At 57.1% G+C, this 17,920-nt stretch carries 15 protein-coding genes, 1 rRNA gene, 1 other RNA gene and 2 pseudogenes; 1 reads left to right on the top strand and 18 read right to left on the bottom strand.

The window, feature by feature from the left end; genetic code table 11:
* The 17 genes and pseudogenes from SD70_RS37170 to rpoE form a co-directional block, all read right to left on the bottom strand.
* Positions 1–97: ribosomal RNA gene (locus SD70_RS37170) — 16S ribosomal RNA — on the bottom strand; the annotation flags it as partial.
* 281 nt (positions 98–378) lie between these two features.
* The gene (locus tag SD70_RS25200; RefSeq protein WP_041050785.1) at positions 379–642 is read right to left on the bottom strand and encodes a pro-sigmaK processing inhibitor BofA family protein; all 264 of its coding nucleotides are present in this window, start codon (positions 640–642) and stop codon (positions 379–381) included.
* Positions 639–923 (bottom strand): DUF2508 family protein, encoded by a 285-nt coding sequence (locus tag SD70_RS25205; protein WP_041050787.1) that lies wholly within the window; start codon positions 921–923, stop codon positions 639–641. The genes SD70_RS25200 and SD70_RS25205 overlap by 4 nt, the downstream gene beginning before the upstream one ends.
* A gap of 132 nt (positions 924–1,055) precedes the next feature.
* Complete coding sequence (gene recR, locus SD70_RS25210) at positions 1,056–1,652, bottom strand: recombination mediator RecR (protein ID WP_041050789.1); 597 nt, start codon at positions 1,650–1,652, stop codon at positions 1,056–1,058.
* Positions 1,653–1,677: 25 nt separating this feature from the next.
* Positions 1,678–1,986, bottom strand: coding sequence for a YbaB/EbfC family nucleoid-associated protein (locus SD70_RS25215; protein WP_041050791.1), 309 nt, complete (start codon positions 1,984–1,986; stop codon positions 1,678–1,680).
* 35 nt (positions 1,987–2,021) lie between these two features.
* Entirely contained in the window at positions 2,022–3,788 is a 1,767-nt protein-coding gene (gene dnaX / locus SD70_RS25220) for a DNA polymerase III subunit gamma/tau (RefSeq protein WP_041050793.1), read from the bottom strand.
* A 51-nt stretch (positions 3,789–3,839) separates the two neighbouring features.
* Positions 3,840–5,297 (bottom strand): ATP-binding protein, encoded by a 1,458-nt coding sequence (locus SD70_RS25225; protein WP_156158183.1) that lies wholly within the window; start codon positions 5,295–5,297, stop codon positions 3,840–3,842.
* Positions 5,298–5,486: 189 nt separating this feature from the next.
* An RNA gene (gene ffs, locus SD70_RS35305) (signal recognition particle sRNA small type) lies at positions 5,487–5,585 on the bottom strand.
* A gap of 154 nt (positions 5,586–5,739) precedes the next feature.
* Positions 5,740–6,141 carry a hypothetical protein gene (locus tag SD70_RS25235; RefSeq protein ID WP_052487864.1) on the bottom strand — a complete coding sequence of 134 codons (402 nt, stop codon included), beginning with the start codon at positions 6,139–6,141 and terminating at the stop codon, positions 5,740–5,742.
* Positions 6,142–6,257: 116 nt separating this feature from the next.
* On the bottom strand, positions 6,258–6,455 hold the full coding sequence (gene rpmE, locus SD70_RS25240) for a 50S ribosomal protein L31 (protein WP_041050796.1): 198 nt from the start codon (positions 6,453–6,455) through the stop codon (positions 6,258–6,260).
* A gap of 108 nt (positions 6,456–6,563) precedes the next feature.
* Positions 6,564–7,841 (bottom strand): radical SAM protein, encoded by a 1,278-nt coding sequence (locus tag SD70_RS25245; protein ID WP_041050797.1) that lies wholly within the window; start codon positions 7,839–7,841, stop codon positions 6,564–6,566.
* Between the two features lie 100 nt (positions 7,842–7,941).
* The gene (rho, locus tag SD70_RS25250; RefSeq protein ID WP_041050798.1) at positions 7,942–9,234 is read right to left on the bottom strand and encodes a transcription termination factor Rho; all 1,293 of its coding nucleotides are present in this window, start codon (positions 9,232–9,234) and stop codon (positions 7,942–7,944) included.
* A 92-nt stretch (positions 9,235–9,326) separates the two neighbouring features.
* Positions 9,327–10,586 (bottom strand): UDP-N-acetylglucosamine 1-carboxyvinyltransferase, encoded by a 1,260-nt coding sequence (locus SD70_RS25255; RefSeq protein ID WP_041050801.1) that lies wholly within the window; start codon positions 10,584–10,586, stop codon positions 9,327–9,329.
* 149 nt (positions 10,587–10,735) lie between these two features.
* Positions 10,736–11,589 (bottom strand): annotated as a pseudogene (gene fba, locus SD70_RS25260) (class II fructose-1,6-bisphosphate aldolase).
* A 145-nt stretch (positions 11,590–11,734) separates the two neighbouring features.
* Positions 11,735–12,073, bottom strand: coding sequence for a response regulator (locus SD70_RS25265; protein WP_269432531.1), 339 nt, complete (start codon positions 12,071–12,073; stop codon positions 11,735–11,737).
* Positions 12,074–12,258: 185 nt separating this feature from the next.
* The gene (locus SD70_RS25270) at positions 12,259–13,860 is read right to left on the bottom strand and encodes a CTP synthase (protein ID WP_041050805.1); all 1,602 of its coding nucleotides are present in this window, start codon (positions 13,858–13,860) and stop codon (positions 12,259–12,261) included.
* Between the two features lie 237 nt (positions 13,861–14,097).
* A complete protein-coding gene (gene rpoE / locus SD70_RS25275) occupies positions 14,098–14,670 on the bottom strand; it encodes a DNA-directed RNA polymerase subunit delta (RefSeq protein ID WP_041050807.1) in 573 nt (190 codons plus the stop codon).
* A 396-nt stretch (positions 14,671–15,066) separates the two neighbouring features.
* Between rpoE and SD70_RS25280 the strand changes: the two genes are divergently transcribed.
* Positions 15,067–16,245 (top strand): S8 family peptidase, encoded by a 1,179-nt coding sequence (locus tag SD70_RS25280; RefSeq protein WP_041050809.1) that lies wholly within the window; start codon positions 15,067–15,069, stop codon positions 16,243–16,245.
* Here the strand turns inward: SD70_RS25280 and argS are convergent.
* A pseudogene (gene argS / locus SD70_RS25285) lies at positions 16,246–17,919 on the bottom strand (arginine--tRNA ligase). It lies immediately after the preceding gene.
* Position 17,920: the final 1 nt, after the last annotated feature.

Genomic DNA, 17,920 nt, shown 5'->3' on the forward strand with positions numbered 1-17,920 from the left:
CAGTGCTTCCCGAAGGAAGCACGAGGATCCGCTCGACTTGCATGTATTAGGCACGCCGCCAGCGTTCGTCCTGAGCCAGGATCAAACTCTCCAATAAAGTTTGAATCTACAGCTCTTACTTAACACTTGCGTGTTTGTTTTCTTGCGAAAACCTCTCACTCGTCATTCAGTTTTCAAGGAGCAATCGTCTTGCTTTTCATCGCCAGCCGTTTCAGCGGCGACTTTTATAATATATCACATTCGCCGTGTCCAATGCAACTGGAAGTTTCTAGATTCATTAACCTCGTCTATTGCTTTCGAAGCGGCGAATAATAAAATATCACATTTCAAAACTAGAAGTCAACCATGGACAGCAAACAATTTTCGCCATCTTCGCCATCATAAAACCACCAGCTTCAACGCCGCGAGCAAGAACAAGCCGGGAACGCCAAGAATGCCGACCGTGCACAAAGTCGCTACATTAATAGGCAGCGTGAAATGGGTATAGGAGCTTAACAAATTCACAAAATAAAGCAAGAAAGCAGCGACGACCACATTTAGCGCAAGGTAAGTGAGCCATCGCCCGGCAACCCGGTTGCGCAGCACGACGACAAGCAAAAGCAATGCACATACGGCCAGCACAACCCACATCGCGACCCTCACATGCCCACCTCCGTAACGCGGTCGCTGTCGACCAAGCTCAGCTTGGCCCTTTTGGCGGCTTTCAACAGCATTTCGTACCGTTTCTCGGCCGCCTCCAGCGCATAGATGGCATAATCGATCTGGTCATTTTCCACGACATAGTCCAGCCTGTCCTGCGCAAGCCTCCATTCCGCATGCGCTTTGCGTATTTCCTGCCAAAGTTCATACTTTCTGAGGCGCTCCTCATCGATATGCTTGCCTCTGCGCGGCTGCAACCACTGGAATAGAAAGGCTGCCTGCATGTCCCCTACCTCCTCCACATTCGTCGTCAAAAACACCTAGACTATGAATATGAGAAGTGGAGCCCTGCTAGAACAAAAAAGCAAAAACTCGGGCACCGGAGTGCAGCGAGTTTTTGCTTTTGATCCAGTCTTTTATAATTCTCTGCGCCCTTCCAGCGCTTTGGTCAGCGTCACTTCATCGGCGTACTCGAGGTCGCCTCCGACAGGCAGACCGTGCGCGATGCGCGTCACTTTCAAGCCGAATCCTTTGACGAGCCTGGACAAGTACATAGCCGTCGCCTCGCCCTCAACGTTCGGGTTCGTAGCCAGAATGAGCTCCTGCACACTTTCGTCGCTGAGCCGCTTGAGCAGCTCGGGAATATGAATTTGATCGGGACCGATCCCTTCCATCGGCGAAATAGCGCCGTGCAGCACATGATAATAGCCTTGAAACTCTTTGGTCCGCTCCATCGCCACAAGATCTTTCGGTTCCTGCACGACGCAAATCACGGAACGGTCGCGGCTTTTGTCCTGGCAGATGCGGCAAGGGTCGATGTCGGTGATGTTGCAGCACACGGAACAATAATGAAGGCCCCGCTTCACGTTGACGAGCGCTTTGGCGAAATCGAGGACGTCGTCCTCTTTCATCCGCAGCACATGAAACGCAAGACGCCCTGCCGTCTTGGGCCCGACACCGGGCAGACGGGAGAAGGCGTCGATCAGTCGCGATATCGGTTCGGGATAAAACAAACGAAGGTCTCCTTCTGATTCGAGCTTAGAACAAGCCCGGAATGTTCATGCCGCCGGTCAGCTTGCCCATGTCATTGTTGGCCAATTCGTCGGCTTTGGCCAGCGCGTCGTTAACGGCGGTGAGAACTAAGTCCTGCAGCATCTCGACGTCTTCCGGGTCTACGGCCTCCGGTTTGATCGCGATGCTGAGAATTTTCTTCTGGCCGTTGGCCGTTACGGTCACTACGCCGCCCGCAGAGCCTTCCACGGTTTTGGCGGCGAGAGCTTCCTGGGTTTTGAGCATTTGCTCCTGCATTTTCTTCACTTGCTTCATCATTTGTTGCATTTGGTTCATGGGATCAAGTCTCCTTATCGATGATATATCCCTCGTCAATCGTCCTGGATCGAAACGAGGTTGTCGCCGAACAGCTGAATCGCCTCGGAAATCCACTCTTCCTTCGGACGTGCCGCGATCTCGTCTTCATGCTCGAGCCGCATCGTCTCCTGCGGGGCCTGCGCGTCGGCTGCGGAGGACTGCGCGTCCTTCCACTCTTTCATCATCACCGTCGCAAATTGCGTCGGCTTGCCGAGCATCTCGCTCATTACCTGCTCGATCAGCTGGCGGTTGGCCGGCTTCTCGGTCGTATCGCGGTGCATGGCGCTTTTGAAAGCAAGCAGCACCGTGTCGTCCTGCACGCCCACAGGCTCACCGTCGACAAGCCAGGCGTGAACGGTGATTTTGCGCTCCTTCACCGCAGTGAGGATGTTATTCCACGCAGAGAGCACGGCGCGCAGCTCCGGAGTACCTACGGACGGCAAAAATCCTTGCAGCTTCACGCTCGACTTGCGTATCGGCGCTGCAGCCGAAGCCCCCGCCCGCCCTGAGGCCGACGCCCGGCCGGCGGGTGCGCCGGCTTCGGCAACGCCTGCGGCGACGCCGGATTGCAGCAGCTTCTGCAGTTGCTCCTCCAGCCGCTGCACTTTGCGCGTCAGCTCCATCACTGCGGCGGAATCCGCCCCCGCGCCTGCCGCCGCTAATGCAGCCGCCGTCTCCGCTCCGGCGGCAGCGGACAAATCCGCGGTGCACGCTTTCATGATCGCGACCTCGAACAACGTTTGCGGCTGCACCGAATATTTCATCTCGCTCAAATAATGATTGAGCGTTTCGATAATTCGCATCAGCTCTTGCGGCGAGAACGGGGCGGCGACCTCGGCCAGCTGTTTCGCGTTCCAAATCCGTTCGGTCAGCTGTTTCGACTGGGGCAGCATTCGCACCACGAGAAGATCGCGGAAATATTGAATCAGGCTTTCCATGCACTTATCCGCGCTCTTGCCTTCCTGCATGAAGGCGTCGACAAGTTCCATCGATGTCCCGATATCCCGCTCCCGCATAGCGGTTACAAGCCGTTCGAACTGCTCCCCGGCGAGCCCGCCCGTAATCGAAAGGACGTCGGAAAGCTCCACCTGCTCGCCGGAAAAGGCGATAATCTGGTCAAGCAAGCTCAAAGCGTCGCGCATCCCGCCGTCCGACAGACGTGCAATCTGGTGCAGCGCCTCGTCGCTGATCCGGATGCCTTCCTTTTCGGCGATAAACCGAATGTGGCCGACCTGCTCCTCAAGCGGCACCCGGCGAAAATCGTAGCGCTGGCAGCGCGAAATGATCGTCGCCGGCAGCCGGTGCGACTCGGTAGTGGCGAGGATGAACATGACGTGCGCCGGAGGCTCTTCGAGCGTCTTCAGCAAGGCGTTGAACGCCTCCGTCGTCAGCATGTGAACTTCGTCGATGATGTATACCTTCTGCCGTACTTCCGTCGGCGCGTATTTGACTTTGTCGCGAATGTCGCGAATCTCTTCGACGCCGCGGTTCGACGCCGCGTCGATCTCGACGACGTCCATGACCGCTCCTTCGGTAATGCGCCGGCATGCGGCGCACTCGTTGCACGGCTCCTCCGCCGGACCGCGCTCGCAGTTGACGGCTTTGGCCAAAATTCTCGCCACACTCGTCTTCCCGGTGCCGCGGGGCCCGCTGAACAAGTACGCATGGTTGAGGCGCTTCTCCCGCAGCGAGTTTTGCAGCGTCTGTACGATATGCTTCTGTCCGACGACTTCCGCGAAGCTTTGCGACCGGTACGTCCGGTATAAAGCGATGTGAGCCATGATTTTCTCTCCAATAATTCACCTTGAATTATTGTAACATTATACACCAAATCAGGAGAAAGGGATACCTATGGTGAACGTCGTGCCATAGCCTTTGGAAGAGACGCGGATCGTGCCGCCGATGTCGTGGATGATGCGTTGGCACACCGAGAGGCCGAGCCCTGTGCCGTGCTCTTTCGTCGTAAAGAACGGGTCGAAAATTTTATCGACCAGAAATAAGGGGATGCCCGGGCCCGTATCACGGATATCGATGAGCAGCTTGCGGTCGCCTTGGTCAAGTTTCTCGGCAATGGTCAAAATGCCGCCGTCGGGCATGGCTTCGATGCCGTTTTTGCATATGTTCAGGAAGACTTGCTTCAGCATCTCTTGGTCGGCGGTAACCGGGGGAACGGACGGCAGCGGCTCATACTGTACTTCGCAGTTATGCAGAAGCGCCTCGCTCTCAATGATCGGCAAAATGCCGCGCAACACGTGCTGAATGTCCACTTCAGCCAGCAGAGCTTCTTTTTGCTTGCTCAGCAGCAGAAATTCGCTGACCAGCTCGTTGATGCGGTCGATTTCGCTTAGCATCACGTCGGTGAAGCTGCGTTCCTTGGCCATCTCGCGCTGCTCGAACGTCGCTCTGAGCAGTTGCAGGAAGCCTTTGATCGAGGTAAGCGGGTTGCGGATTTCGTGGGCGGTCCCGGCGGCAATCTGGCCGATCATCGCCAGCCGGTCGCTGCGCTGCACCTGTGCCTCGAGAGAGCGCAAATTGGTGACGTCCTTAAACATGACGTAAGCCCCGACGATGCGGCCCCCCGGGTCGCGAAGCACGTTGGAATCCAGCAGCAGGTCGTAGCGCCGGTCGTGGTTCGTCCACGAGACGGCGTGATTGCGGACGATGACTCCGTCCAGCATCGTGCGCTGCACAAGGCGATGCTGCTCCGGCACCGCGGCGAAAATGTCGTCCACCGGCCGACGTATCATTTGCTCGCGGCCGCAGCCGAGAATGGCGCAAGCTTTTTCGTTGACGCTGATGACGGTGTAATCGAGGCCGATCAGCATGACGCCTAAATTGACGTCCTTCATAAACGTATCGGTAAATCGCTGCAGCAATCCGGACTCCCCGCCCGAACAGCCTTCGCTCCCGCTGCCCGAAAGCAGCATCAAGTATGCTTCAATGTCTTGGCCCGCCAGCGGAAAAAGTGCGCATGGCGCCTGGTACGTAAGGTTGTTTTTTGTCCGGATGGTCACGAGGCAGTCGCCATTCCTATCGTCTTGAGCCGGATCGTGGCCTGGGTCGGAGAGCGCTTGCCGTAAAGGAAGATCGGTCTGCACGTATCGGTCAATGGGGACGCCGCGCATTTCCTCCATCGTATAACCGAGGCGAGCCGCGAACTTGCGGCTAGCGGCAATAACCTGGCCGGAAGGGGCGAGCAGGACAGCTTCGTGGTGGCGGAACGAAGCTACGCGGCGGATCATACTATCCAAGTCGGAGCAAATTCCGACAAGCGAATCAGCCGGTTTCATGAACTCACCTCCGAAAGGATAAGAAAGGATATGTTCTGAAGCTTGTACAAGCTCGATTCTCTAAAAATTCTGCATTCTCCCTTATTTTCCCTGCCGGCAAAAGCGTCAAAACGCAAATAAGGTCTTCCGCCTCAGCTGCCGCTGAGCGAAAGACCTGTTCAGTGCAAAAGTTATCGATTTTAAAAAAATAAAAGCCAGGCACTCTCCGGCACATGAAACATCCCGCTTATGGCTGCTTCCTTCCGGACCTGACCAATTTCACGGGCATCCATTGCGGAGGACCCGGCCGAACTTAAGTATAGCCGATCGGCATGAAAACTGCAACTGGAGGTTGCTGCCGGGAAGCCGCAGAGCCGATCGGCATCCGCTCCCATGGCGCGGTTGGCCGCCTGCTTCGCGCCTTTGCGCCAAGCCAATGTCGTTGTGAGATTCCCCAAAGCCATCAATGGATGCTTGTCGTTACTTCGATGATATAGCGCGGCATGCTCTGGCTCAAAGCATGGTAAGCTTGATCGCGGATGCGGGTCGCCTCGGCTTGCGAGGTCCCCTTTTTCAGCTCAAGGTCGATGCGGGCGTGCGGCCCGTTCACGTTGATCGCCGAATCCTGGACTCCCGGAATGCGCGCGATCACTTGGTGCATCATCCGAAAATCGTCCCGATAATGATGGTGCGTCGGGTTCATCGGATCGTTCGGATTGGCGCTGGTCAGGCCCATATACCCGTCCGTCGGATAATTTTGCGCTTTGACGGAGCCGTCGGCATTATGATAGCGGCTCGTGCTGCAGCCCCCGGCGGCGATCAGGGAGCATATCGTCAGCAGGAGAAGCGGTTTGGAACGAAACACAAAAACACCTCCCTCGGTAGTTACCCGTTCGCGAAAGCGCGAGCTTCCGTCTACCGGATAGAGTACCCGAGGGAGGTGCCGTTATGCCGACTTCCCGCGAGGGAAAGAGCGGCATTTTACATTCCGTATTTTTTCTTGAATTTATCTACGCGGCCGCCGGCATCGATGAACTTCTGCTTGCCCGTAAAGAACGGATGGCAGTTCGAGCAAATCTCGACGCGCAGGTTCGGCTTCACGGAACCCGTCTCGAACGTGTTGCCGCAAGCGCAAGTTACGGTAGTGACGTGATATTTCGGTTGAATCGCTTCTTTCATTTCGTTCACCTCTTTCCGCCCTGGACTCTTTGCGAATCCAGAGTTCAATGGACACGAGTTCGATTATAACACGAACGCGTCGCCTGGCGCAATAGCATAGCCTGCACCTTAGCGAGTTGGAACCGTCCCTCCGTGCCGCCGCTCGTAGAACGAGGGCACATGCGTGTAGGAGCCGATCACGACGTCCGGCAGCTCCTCCCGGAAAATGTCCAGCATCTGCTTCATCCCGAGCACCTCGCCGCGCGGCTTCGGAATAATGCCGAAGTAGCTCTCGGGGTCGAGGTTCAGGTTGCGCATCTGGATCAGCTTGAGTCCGGTGCGGCGGGCAAAATCGAGCATAGCCTCGATCTCTTCCTCGCGGTCGGTCACGCCCGGGAACACGAGGTAGTTAATCGATGTGATGACACCTTTATCGGCGGCGTAACGAAGCGACTTCTCCACGTTTTTGAGCGTGTAGCCGCGCGGCTTGTAGTAGGCGTTATAATGGTCGTCCAAAGCGCTTATGGTGCTTACCCGCATTAAATCGAGCCCGGCATCGACGATGCCGCGGATATGGTCGGTCAGCCCCGCGTTCGTGTTGATGTTGATGTAACCGAGCTTCGTCTTCTCGCGCACCTCGCGAATAGCCGGAATGATGAGCGCCGCCATCGTTGCCGGTTCGCCTTCGCACCCTTGGCCGAACGAGATGATGCTGTCCGGCTCGCGCAGATGCTCCAGCATCACTTGAACGATCTCTTCCGCCGTCGGCTTGAAGTTCATCCTCGTCTGCGGCGCCGGAAAGCCGCTGTCGTCGGGCTGCTCGGAAATGCAGCCGTGGCAGCCGGCGTTGCACGTATAAGAAACCGGTACGGCGCCTTCAAGACGGTGCAGGAACGTATTGGATGCCGTAAGGCATTCGTAGCCGAGGGCGCAATGCGACAAATGCTGGTACAGCCGGTTGTCAGGATACTGCTTCAGCAAGCGGTCGACCTGCACCTCCAGCTCGTCCGGATCGCAATTGCGCGGATTCCACGGCTCCGGTTCGTCCGTCGGGTCGGCGGCGACATAAAATTGCCCGTCTTTCCAGACGACGGCCGTATAGCCGAACAGCGGCAGCAGCGCCGTTTTGTCCGTTTTCACGTAGCTCGGCAGCAGCAGCCGGGTGAACCCTTGCGGCAGCAGCGCTCCGACCGCCGTAACGTCCCCCGGCACCGGCACCATGTCGCCGGATTCGGCGTCGATGGCGACAGGCCGCGTATTCGGCAAACTGACGAGAGTCGCCCCTTCCGGAAGCGGAATGAGCTCCTCCTCCATAATTTCCGTGATCATATCGCCGTTTCGCCCAAGAGCGGTGTAGCCGGGATGGTCGAATACGTTGCCTTGTGCGTCTGCGTACACTAAATTCATAGTCTTGCACCTTGCTTTCTGCTTTAGGAAAGCTCCATTCAGAGCCCTGTCCACGATGTAAGAGGCGGCTTTTCATGCCGAATCAGGGAGCTGCGCGAGGTTACGAAGCCGGGCTTTTCACCCGCTTGCCGCCGCCCGACGCCGATGTCTGCGGCTTCTCGATCGAATCGAGAAACTCCTGGTTCGTTTTCGTCTCGGCCAGCTTCTTGAGGAACGCTTCCGTATATTCGTGAGAGTCGTTCATGCTTTTGCGGATCGCCCAAATTTTCTCCAGCTCTTCTTTGGACAGCAGCATCTCTTCGCGGCGCGTACCCGAGCGGCGAATGTCGATGGCCGGGAACACGCGGCGCTCGGCCAGCTTCCGGTCGAGGTGCAGCTCCAGGTTGCCCGTGCCTTTAAATTCTTCATAAATGACGTCGTCCATACGCGATCCGGTCTCGACAAGCGCCGTCGCCAGAATAGTGAGCGAGCCGCCCTCCTCGATGTTGCGCGCCGCTCCGAAAAACCGCTTCGGCCTGTGGAACGCGCCCGGATCGATGCCCCCCGACAGCGTCCGGCCGGTAGGCGGAACGACGAGGTTGTAGGCGCGGGCAAGCCTGGTAATGCTGTCCAGCAAAATGACGACGTCCTTCTTATGCTCGACGAGACGCTGCGCCCTCTCCATGACGAGCTCAGCCACCTTGATATGGTTCTCCGGCAGCTCGTCGAACGTGGAAGCGACAACCTCCCCTTTCACCGAGCGCTGCATATCCGTCACTTCCTCCGGCCGCTCATCGATCAGCAGCACGAACAGCTCGATATCCGGATAGTTGGTGGAAATGCTGTTCGCGATTTCCTTCAGCAGAAGCGTCTTGCCGGCTTTAGGCGGGGCGACGATCAGGCCGCGTTGTCCGAGTCCTACGGGAGCGAGCAGGTCCATAATGCGAGTCGACAGCTTCTCGGGGGTAGTCTCCATCGTGATTTTCTGCTGAGGATAAAGAGGGGTGAGGGCGGGAAAATGAAGCCGTTCTGCCGCCGAGGATGGGCTCTCGCCGTTCACGGCCTCGACCTGCAGCAACCCGAAATACCGCTCGTTCTCTTTCGGCGGCCGGCATTTGCCGGATACGAGATCGCCGGAGCGCAAATCGAATTTGCGGATTTGCGAAGCGGAAATATAGATGTCTTCGGAACTCGGCAAATAGTTGATCGGCCTTAGAAACCCGAAGCCTTCCTGCAGCACTTCGAGCACGCCTTCCATGAACATGAGGCCGCCTTGCTCCGCTTGCGCCCGAAGGATGGCAAAAATCAGTTCCTTCTTCTTCATTTGCCCGTAAGCCGGGATTTGATAGTTTTTGGCGAGCTTGTATAACTCAGTCAGTTTCAACGCTTCCAGTTGCGCCAAATGCATATCCATTACGTAATCAACCACCAAACTATTAAAATGTCATCAGTTTCTACCAAATGCTTTTAGCATTGCCGAAAGCGAGAGAAATTATTCCTCTCGCTTTACGGTTCGTCCGTCCTCCATATTTCAGCGCCGAGCGCGGCCAAATTGTACACCAAATTTTCGTAGCCGCGATCAATGTATTCCACGCCGGTAATTTCGGATACCCCTCCGCCCGGCACGCTGAGCGCCGCAATGACAAGCGCCGCGCCGGCGCGCAAATCGGTCGCTTTCACTTTGGCCGCGCTCAGCATCGATTTCTCGATGACGGCGGAGCGGCCTTCGACTTTTATTTTCGCCCCCATGCGCACGAGCTCGGGCACGTGCTTGAAGCGGTTGCTGTATACGTGATCGGTCAATATGCTGACCCCGTTTGCATGGCAGAGCAGGCTGGTCATCGGCGATTGCAAATCGGTCGCGAAGCCCGGATAGACGAGCGCTTTCACGTCGACGCTATGATATTCCGGCTGGCCGACGACGCGAATCGATTCGTCCATCTCGTAAATATGTACGCCCATCTCTTGCAGCTTGGCCGTCAAAGCCTCCATATGCTTCGGAATGACGCCGTCGACGGTAACGTCGCCGCGGGTTGCTGCGGCTGCGATCATATAAGTGCCGGCTTGAATGCGGTCGGGAATAATGGAATGCCGGCAGCCGTGCAGCGAATCGACGCCTTCGATGCGAATCGTCTCGGTTCCGGCGCCCTTGATCTTGGCGCCCATCGAATTGAGAAGCGTAGCAACATCTATAATTTCAGGCTCTTTGGCCGCATTTTCGATCGTTGTGGAACCTTTGGCGCGCGAAGCCGCGAGCATAATGTTAATCGTCGCTCCGACGCTTGCCATATCAAGGTAAATTTTGGCGCCGCGCAGCTCTTTCGCTTTGATGTGCAGTGCGCCGTTCTCATTGCTGACTTCGGCGCCGAGCGCCTCGAAGCCTTTAATGTGCAAATCGATCGGTCTCGGCTCGAAATTGCAGCCGCCGGGAAGGCCGATAGTCGCTTCGCCGAACCGTCCAAGCAGAGCGCCCATCAAGTAATACGAAGCGCGCAGCTTTTTGACTTTGCCGTTCGGCATCGGCAGTGATTTCATCCGGCTCGGATCGATCACCATCGAATCGCCGTTCCAATCCACGTTGCCGCCAAGCTCGCTAAGCAGTTCCACATACGTGCTCACATCGCTCAGATGCGGCAAATTGTCGAGCGTTACGGCAGTCTCCGCCAAAATCGCCGCGGGAACCAGCGCAACGGCGCTGTTCTTCGCTCCGCTGATCTGCACCGTACCGCGCAGCGGCCGGCCTCCGGCAATCATCAGTTTTTCCATAGAACGTTTCTTCCCCCTACAAGCTGCTTACAAGCCGTGGTGTGTGTCGTGATGACGAGGAACATTGGAGTTGGCGAAAAAAAGGTGAGCGGAAAACGCTGCGCCCGGGCGGGGCGCGGCGTTTTCCGGTATGGCGTGCGGGGTGGAAATTACGCTTGGTTGTTGCTGCCGAACAGCAAAATTTTGGATTTGACGACTTCGATCATCGCTTTGCGAGCCGGGGTCAAATATTTGCGCGGGTCGTACACTTTCGCGTCCTTCGCCAGCACCTCGCGGATCGTTTCCGTCATTGCCACTTGGTTTTCGGTGTTGACGTTGATTTTGCCTACGCCGGCCTGGATCGATTTCTTGATCATTTCGTCCGGTACGCCGGAACCGCCGTGCAGTACGATCGGAGCCGGAATCGCGGCAGCTACCTTCTCGATGATGTCATAATGGATGTTCGGCTCGCCGGCATACATGCCGTGCGCCGTGCCTACGGCAATCGCCAGCGCGTCGACGCCGGTCTCTTCGTAGAAACGGATCGCCTCTTCCGGCTTCGCCAGGTTGGCGTTCTCTTCTTCAACGGAAATATCGTCTTCCACGCCGCCGATCGTGCCGAGTTCGCCCTCGACGGATACGCCCATCGCATGCGCCGCTTTCACGATCTCTTTGGTCAGGCGGATGTTCTCTTCGTACGGATGGTGCGAGCCGTCAAACATGACGGAGCTGAAGCCGGCGCGGATACATTTCATCGCGACGTCGAAGCTCGAGCCGTGGTCGAGGTGCAGAGCGATCGGCAAACCGGACTTCTTCGCCGCCGCTTCGGCCATCGCTACCGTAAATTCGATGCCCATATACTTCAGAGCGCCTTCGCTGACGCCGTAGATGAACGGCGATTTCAGCTCCATAGCCGCTTCCATGATGCTTGCGCGAATTCCAGGTTGTTCATGTTGAATTGTCCTACCGCAAACTTGCCCGCCTTGGCTTTAGGCAAAAACTCGTTCATTGAAACTAATGGCATGACTCTTCCTCCTACGCCTAGTTTGTAATTGTCTGCGTCTCTATTAGGGACCGCTCGTTGTCATACTGCCCTATTATATCACAATCCGGTGCAATTGTAACCGAGGCGGACCCGGAACGGCGCAAAAGAAAAAAGGATCCTGAAATCAGGATCCGACGGCAAAACCGCTGTTCGGTTGATTGCGAAGCTGGTTGTTGACGGCCATCCGCAGCTCGTCGATGTCGAACGGCTTCGTGAAATGCATGATCGCGCCGAGGTCGGTCGCCTCCTTGATCATGTCCAGCTCGCCGTAAGCGGTCATCATAATGACTTTGATGGCGGGGTTCATGCTTTTAATATGCTTCAGGATGTCAAGTCCGTCCATCCCGGGAATTTTCATATCTAGCAGCACAAGGTCCGGTGTGACGTTGCGGACGATTTCCAGCGCCAGCTTTCCATTCGAGGCTTGATACGTGTCATACCCTTCGTTGCTAAACACTTCCATCAGCAGCACGCGAATACCGTTCTGGTCGTCGACGATCAACACTTTTCTTTTCAACCCGATACCCTCCTTTGGAGCCGTTAGTAAACATAGTTCGCTATCCAAAGAGAGATTCCTGCTCGGATCAAACAAAAGTTGAAGACTTTCCCTTTTGCCCCAGTTCGCTCCACCGCTCGTTCAAGCCGGCGTTAGTGCGCGAGCTGGAAGGCGGCCTTGACGAACTCGCGGAACAGCGGCTGCGGCCGGTTCGGGCGCGAGGTGAACTCCGGATGGAATTGCACCGCCAGGAACCACGGATGATCCGGGAGCTCGATCATCTCCACAAGCCTTCCGTCCGGCGAAGTTCCGGATACTTTGAGGCCGGCGGTTTCGATCAAATCGCGGAATTCGTTGTTGAATTCGTACCGGTGGCGATGGCGCTCGTAGACGAGCTCGTCCTGATAGCAGTCCATCGCCAGCGAGCCGGGAACGATTTTGCACGGATATAAGCCGAGCCGCATCGTGCCGCCGAGATTCTCGATATCTTTCTGCTCCGGCAGCAGATCGATGACCGGGTACGGGGTCGCCGGGTTGATTTCGGACGAGTTGGCGCCTTCGAGCCTGACTACGCTGCGCGCGTATTCGACGACAGCCACCTGCATGCCGAGGCAGATGCCGAAGAACGGAATCTTGTTCTCGCGCGCATAGCGGATCGCCGTCACTTTGCCCTCGATGCCGCGGTCGCCGAAGCCGCCCGGGACGAGAATGCCATGCACGCCGGAAAGCAGGCTGTCGACGTTATCGTCGTACACTTCCTCGGCGTTTACCCAGCGGATATTGACTTCGGTATTGCTCTCGATGCCGGCGTGGTCAAGCGCTTCGACGATACTGAGGTAAGCGTCGTGCAGCGCCACGTATTTGCCGACGATGGCGATCTCCGTCGTATGCTTCAAGTTTTTCATGCGGCCGACGAGGCTTTCCCATTCCGTCATGTCCGGCGCGCCGGCCTTCAGGCCGAGGTGCTTCACGACGATGTCGTCCAACCCCTCCTCGCGCAGCAGCATCGGCACCTCGTACAGCGTTTCGGCGTCGATGCATTCGATGACGGCTTCCGGCTCGACGTCGCAGAACTGGGCGATTTTCCGCTTCAGATCGTCGGCCAGCGGATATTCGGTGCGGCACACGATGACGTGCGGCTGAATGCCGAGCCCGCGCAGCTCTTTGACGCTGTGCTGCGTCGGCTTCGTCTTCACTTCCCCGGCCGCTTTAATATAAGGGATAAGCGTGACGTGAATGTACATCACGTTGTTCCGCCCGATATCGTTTTTCATTTGGCGGATCGCTTCGAGGAACGGCAAGCTCTCGATATCGCCGACCGTACCGCCGATTTCGGTAATGACGACGTCCGACTGCGCTTCGCGGCCGGCGCGGAGAATGCGGTCCTTGATCTCGTTCGTAATGTGCGGGATAACCTGCACCGTGCCGCCGAGATATTCGCCGCGGCGCTCCTTCGAAATGACGGACGAATATACTTTGCCTGTCGTCACGTTGCTGTTTTTCGTCAAGTTGATGTCGATGAACCGCTCATAGTGGCCGAGGTCGAGGTCGGTTTCGGCGCCGTCGTCGGTAACGAACACTTCGCCGTGCTGATAGGGGCTCATCGTACCCGGATCGACATTGATGTAAGGATCGAACTTCTGGATCGTGACCTTCAGCCCGCGGTTCTTGAGCAGCCGTCCGAGCGAAGCCGCCGTAATCCCTTTGCCTAAGGAGGATACGACACCACCCGTCACAAAAATATACTTCGTCATTATGTAACCTCCTCAATGTTGGCTTGTTTGGGGGTCGGTCGTAACCGCGGAAAAAACAAAAAAAGTGACACCCGCTCCTCACGGGGCACTTTTATTATTTACAAAATTGTTAAGTTTCTTTTAAAGCCCATGCAATAGTTTACATGGTGCGGACGACCGTGTCAAGGATAAACAGCCTATGCCCGTCGAACCGGTCTGCGCCGTCTGCGGACGTGCGCTTTTGCAAGCTGCGGCTCTTTATTTGTCTTCTTCCTCGTCGTCCGCATCATACTCCTCTTCGTCGAACGCGTCGTCCCCGTCCTCGGTCTCTTCGTCGCCCTCGACTTCTTCCTCGGCGACTTCTTCCTCTTCGAAAAATTCGCTATCCTCTTCGGCTTCTTCCGCCGTGTCGAATTCGTCGCGGTCGGCGTTGAAGGCGTCGAACTCGTCTTCCTCGGCGACATATGCTTCTTCTTCCTCTTCCGCGTACAGCTCCTCGTCGTCGAGATCGTCGTCGTCGTCGTTGATGATGCGCGGACGTTTGCCGCTGCCCACCGTATCCTCGGACTTCTCCACCGGGTACCAGCGCTTCAGTCCCCACAGGTTGGTGCCGACGCAGGCGAACCGGCCGTCAATGTTGATTTCCGTATATAGTTGGGCGATAACCTGCATCACTTGGTCGTCCGACAAGCCTTTGATCTTGGCGATTTCGGCCATCAGATCGCGGTAATAGAACGGGGTATTGGCCGCCTTCAACACTTCGAACGCCAAATCCACCATCGGCATTTCTTTCGCCTGTTCTTCGCTGAATTTGAGTGCATATTGACTCATATGAAGCACATCCATCCCTTCGAGCTTCGATAAATTGTCCAGCCGCTAAGTAGAGCCTCGCCATTATCTTCATTAAGTAAACCTTATTTCGTTCAAAAATGCAACTGCGTACACCCCGGCCGCACGGCAAAATAAGCGGAGAGGCCCTCTCCGCACCCGAACGGGGACGCGAGAAACCCCTCCGCTTATGACTGTATCCTTGGAACGGGTGGCCTTGCCTTTTCCGGCAGCGAGGTCCGTGAACCGCGTCCCTATTTCCATCGTATGTGGGAATCCGCGGGGTGACACGGAATACGGCCTATTTTCGGCAAAAAGGGAACCTGCGGAGACGGGCTCCCACGTTCGGACATACGATGCCAATAGCATCATACTCTCTCGCGAGTGGAGGCATCGCTAGTGGATTCCGTTCGATTCCTGGAGCGTCTGGATGACGAAATCGGCAAAACGGCAGCATCGTCCCGCAGGCTTATCATCCGCTTCAAGAGCCGGGCGGCGTACCGCGCCTGCATCACTCAGTGGAAGCGCCGGGCCGGCTCGTTTCCGAACTTGCGCGGCATCAAGCCGCTGCCTATCATCAATGCCATCTCTTGCCCCGTTCGACCTACAGCCAGTCTGCTCGCCTTCCCCTTCATCACTTGCGCCGAAGCGGATCGGGTCACTACCGTTCACGCCCCCCGGCCGCCGCGGGCCAAAGCGGCGGGGGTCGCCGCAGCGCGCAGGCTGGCGTCGCTTCCATATATTCCTTGGGGCGTCAATCAGGTGCGAGCGCCGCAAGCCTGGCACAAAGCGACAGGCGGGGGCGTCCGGATTGGCGTCATCGACACCGGCATCGATCCGACGCACCCGGATCTGAGGCATTGCATCGGACGCGGCATCAATCTTGTCAACCGCTCGCTGCTGCCGATCGACGACAACGGACACGGGACGCATATCGCCGGCACGATCGCCGGCTCGGGTATAACGCCGAACGGCGTCGTCGGCGTCGCGCCGAGAGCGACGATTCACGCCGTCAAGGCGTTCGATCACGCCGGGAGCGCTTACGTCTCGGACATTATCGCCGGCATCGATTGGTGCGTGCAAAACGATCTCGACATTATCAACATGAGCTTCGGCATGAAGACATACAACAAGTCGCTGGAGCTTGCGGTGGAGAACGCCTACCGCGCCGGCAAAGTGATCGTAGCCTCGTCCGGCAATGACGGCAAGCGGGCTTTCGTCGACTATCCGGCCCGTTTCCCGCAAGTCATCTCCGTCGGAGCAACGACGATGGCCGGCAAAATTGCCCCGTTCACGAACCGCGGGCGGCGCATCGACGTGTTCGCTCCCGGCGAAGCCATTTATTCCGCATGGCTGAACGGCAAATATCACCAGCTGAGCGGCACGTCGATGGCAACCTCGCACGTTAGCGGCATTATCGCGCTGCTGTTGTCCGCGCAGCCGAATTTGAAGCCGCTGCAGATCAAAGAATTGCTGAAGCGGGCGGCGACGCCATTCCCAACCAAAAAGACCGGCATTACTGCCGGCCGGGCCCATGCAAGACGGGCATTAACGCTTTTATTGAAAAAGAAAGGGTAATTACATCCGTTCCGGCGCCGAAACTCCGACGACGCGGAGCACGCCCGCGATGACGATGCGCAGCGCGGTCAGAAGGGCAAGCCGCGCTTGCGTCAGCGTCTCGTCCTCGTGGATGATGACCCGCTCCGCCTTGTAGTAGCTGTGGAATTGGCTGGCCAGCTCGTAGACGTAACGGATGAGGCGGTGCGGCGCATATTGCGCAGCGGCGACTTCCACCTCTTCAGGAAGCTCGCCCATTTTCCGCAAAAGATCGAACTCTTCTTCCGTCGTCAAACGGGACAAGTCGACCTGCTCTACGGGCAGCACGGCAATTCCCTGCTCTTCCGCTTGCCGGAAAATGCTGCATATGCGCGCATGCGCATATTGTACATAGAACACCGGGTTGTCGTTCGATTTGGAGACCGCCAGGTCCATGTCGAAATCGAGGTGCGAATCCATGCTGCGCATCGTGAAAAAGTAGCGCATCGGATCGACGCCGACTTCGTCCATCAAATCTTCCATCGTGACCGCCTTGCCGGTTCTTTTGGACATTTTCACCTTCTCGCCGTTCTGGAACAGCGACACCATCTGCGCGATCAGCACCGTCAGCTTCTCGGCATCGTAGCCGAGAGCCGACATCGCCGCTTTCATGCGCGGAATGTAGCCGTGATGGTCGGCGCCCCATATGTTGATCATCCGGTCGTAGCCCCGGCGGTACTTGTTGCGGTGGTAAGCGATATCCGGGGTCAAATAGGTATACGTGCCGTCATTCTTGATGAGCACCCGGTCTTTGTCGTCGCCGTACGTCGTCGTACGCAGCCACGTCGCTCCGTCCTGCTCGAAAATGTGGCCCTGAGCGCGGATTTCGGCCAGCACCTCGCCAATCGCGCCGCTCTCGTAGATCGACGTCTCGGAAAACCATTCGTCGAAATGAACGCGAAAGCGGGCCAGGTCGCGTTTGATTTTGTCCAGTTCCTTGGACAAGCCGTACGAGCGGAAAAAGCTCAAACGCTCTTCTTCCGGCAGGCTGAGCAGCTTATCCCCCTGCTCCTGCGCCAGTTCGGCGGCAAATTGCTTAATGTCCTCGCCGTAATAACCGTCCTCCGGCATCTCAGCCTCGAGGCCTAACGCTTGCCGGTAGCGGGCTTCGAGCGATTTGGCCAGGTTCAGCACCTGTTGCCGGCATCGTTGATATAGTATTCGCGCGTACGTCGTATCCCGCCAGCTGCAGCAAGTTGCACAGCGCATCTCCGACAGCCGCTCCGCGGGCGTGGCCGAGATGGAGGGAGCCGGTCGGATTGGCACTGACGAATTCGACCTGAATTTTTGGCCGCCGCCGACATTGACCGAGCCGTACTTGTCGCCGGCCTCCACCACTTGCCGCACGATCGGATGCAGATAGCTTTTGTTCATACGGAAGTTGATGAAGCCCGGTCCGGCGATTTCGATCTGCGCGACATGGGCCTTGTCCCGCTGCAGGTTGTCGGCGATCGCCTGCGCGATTTCGCGCGGACTCTTCTTCGCGATGCGGGTGAGCTGCATGGCTACGTTGGTGGCGAAGTCGCCGTGCGCCTTCTCCTTCGGCACCTCCAGCACGAACTCGGGCAGCTCGCCCTCGCTCACGATGCCGGCGGCAATGATGCTTCTCGCGATTTCTTCTTTTAACGTTTGTTTGACACTATCGAGCACGTTCATG

This window comes from Gordoniibacillus kamchatkensis, assembly GCF_000829455.1.
Taxonomy (GTDB): Bacteria; Bacillota; Bacilli; order Paenibacillales; family NBRC-103111; genus Gordoniibacillus; species Gordoniibacillus kamchatkensis.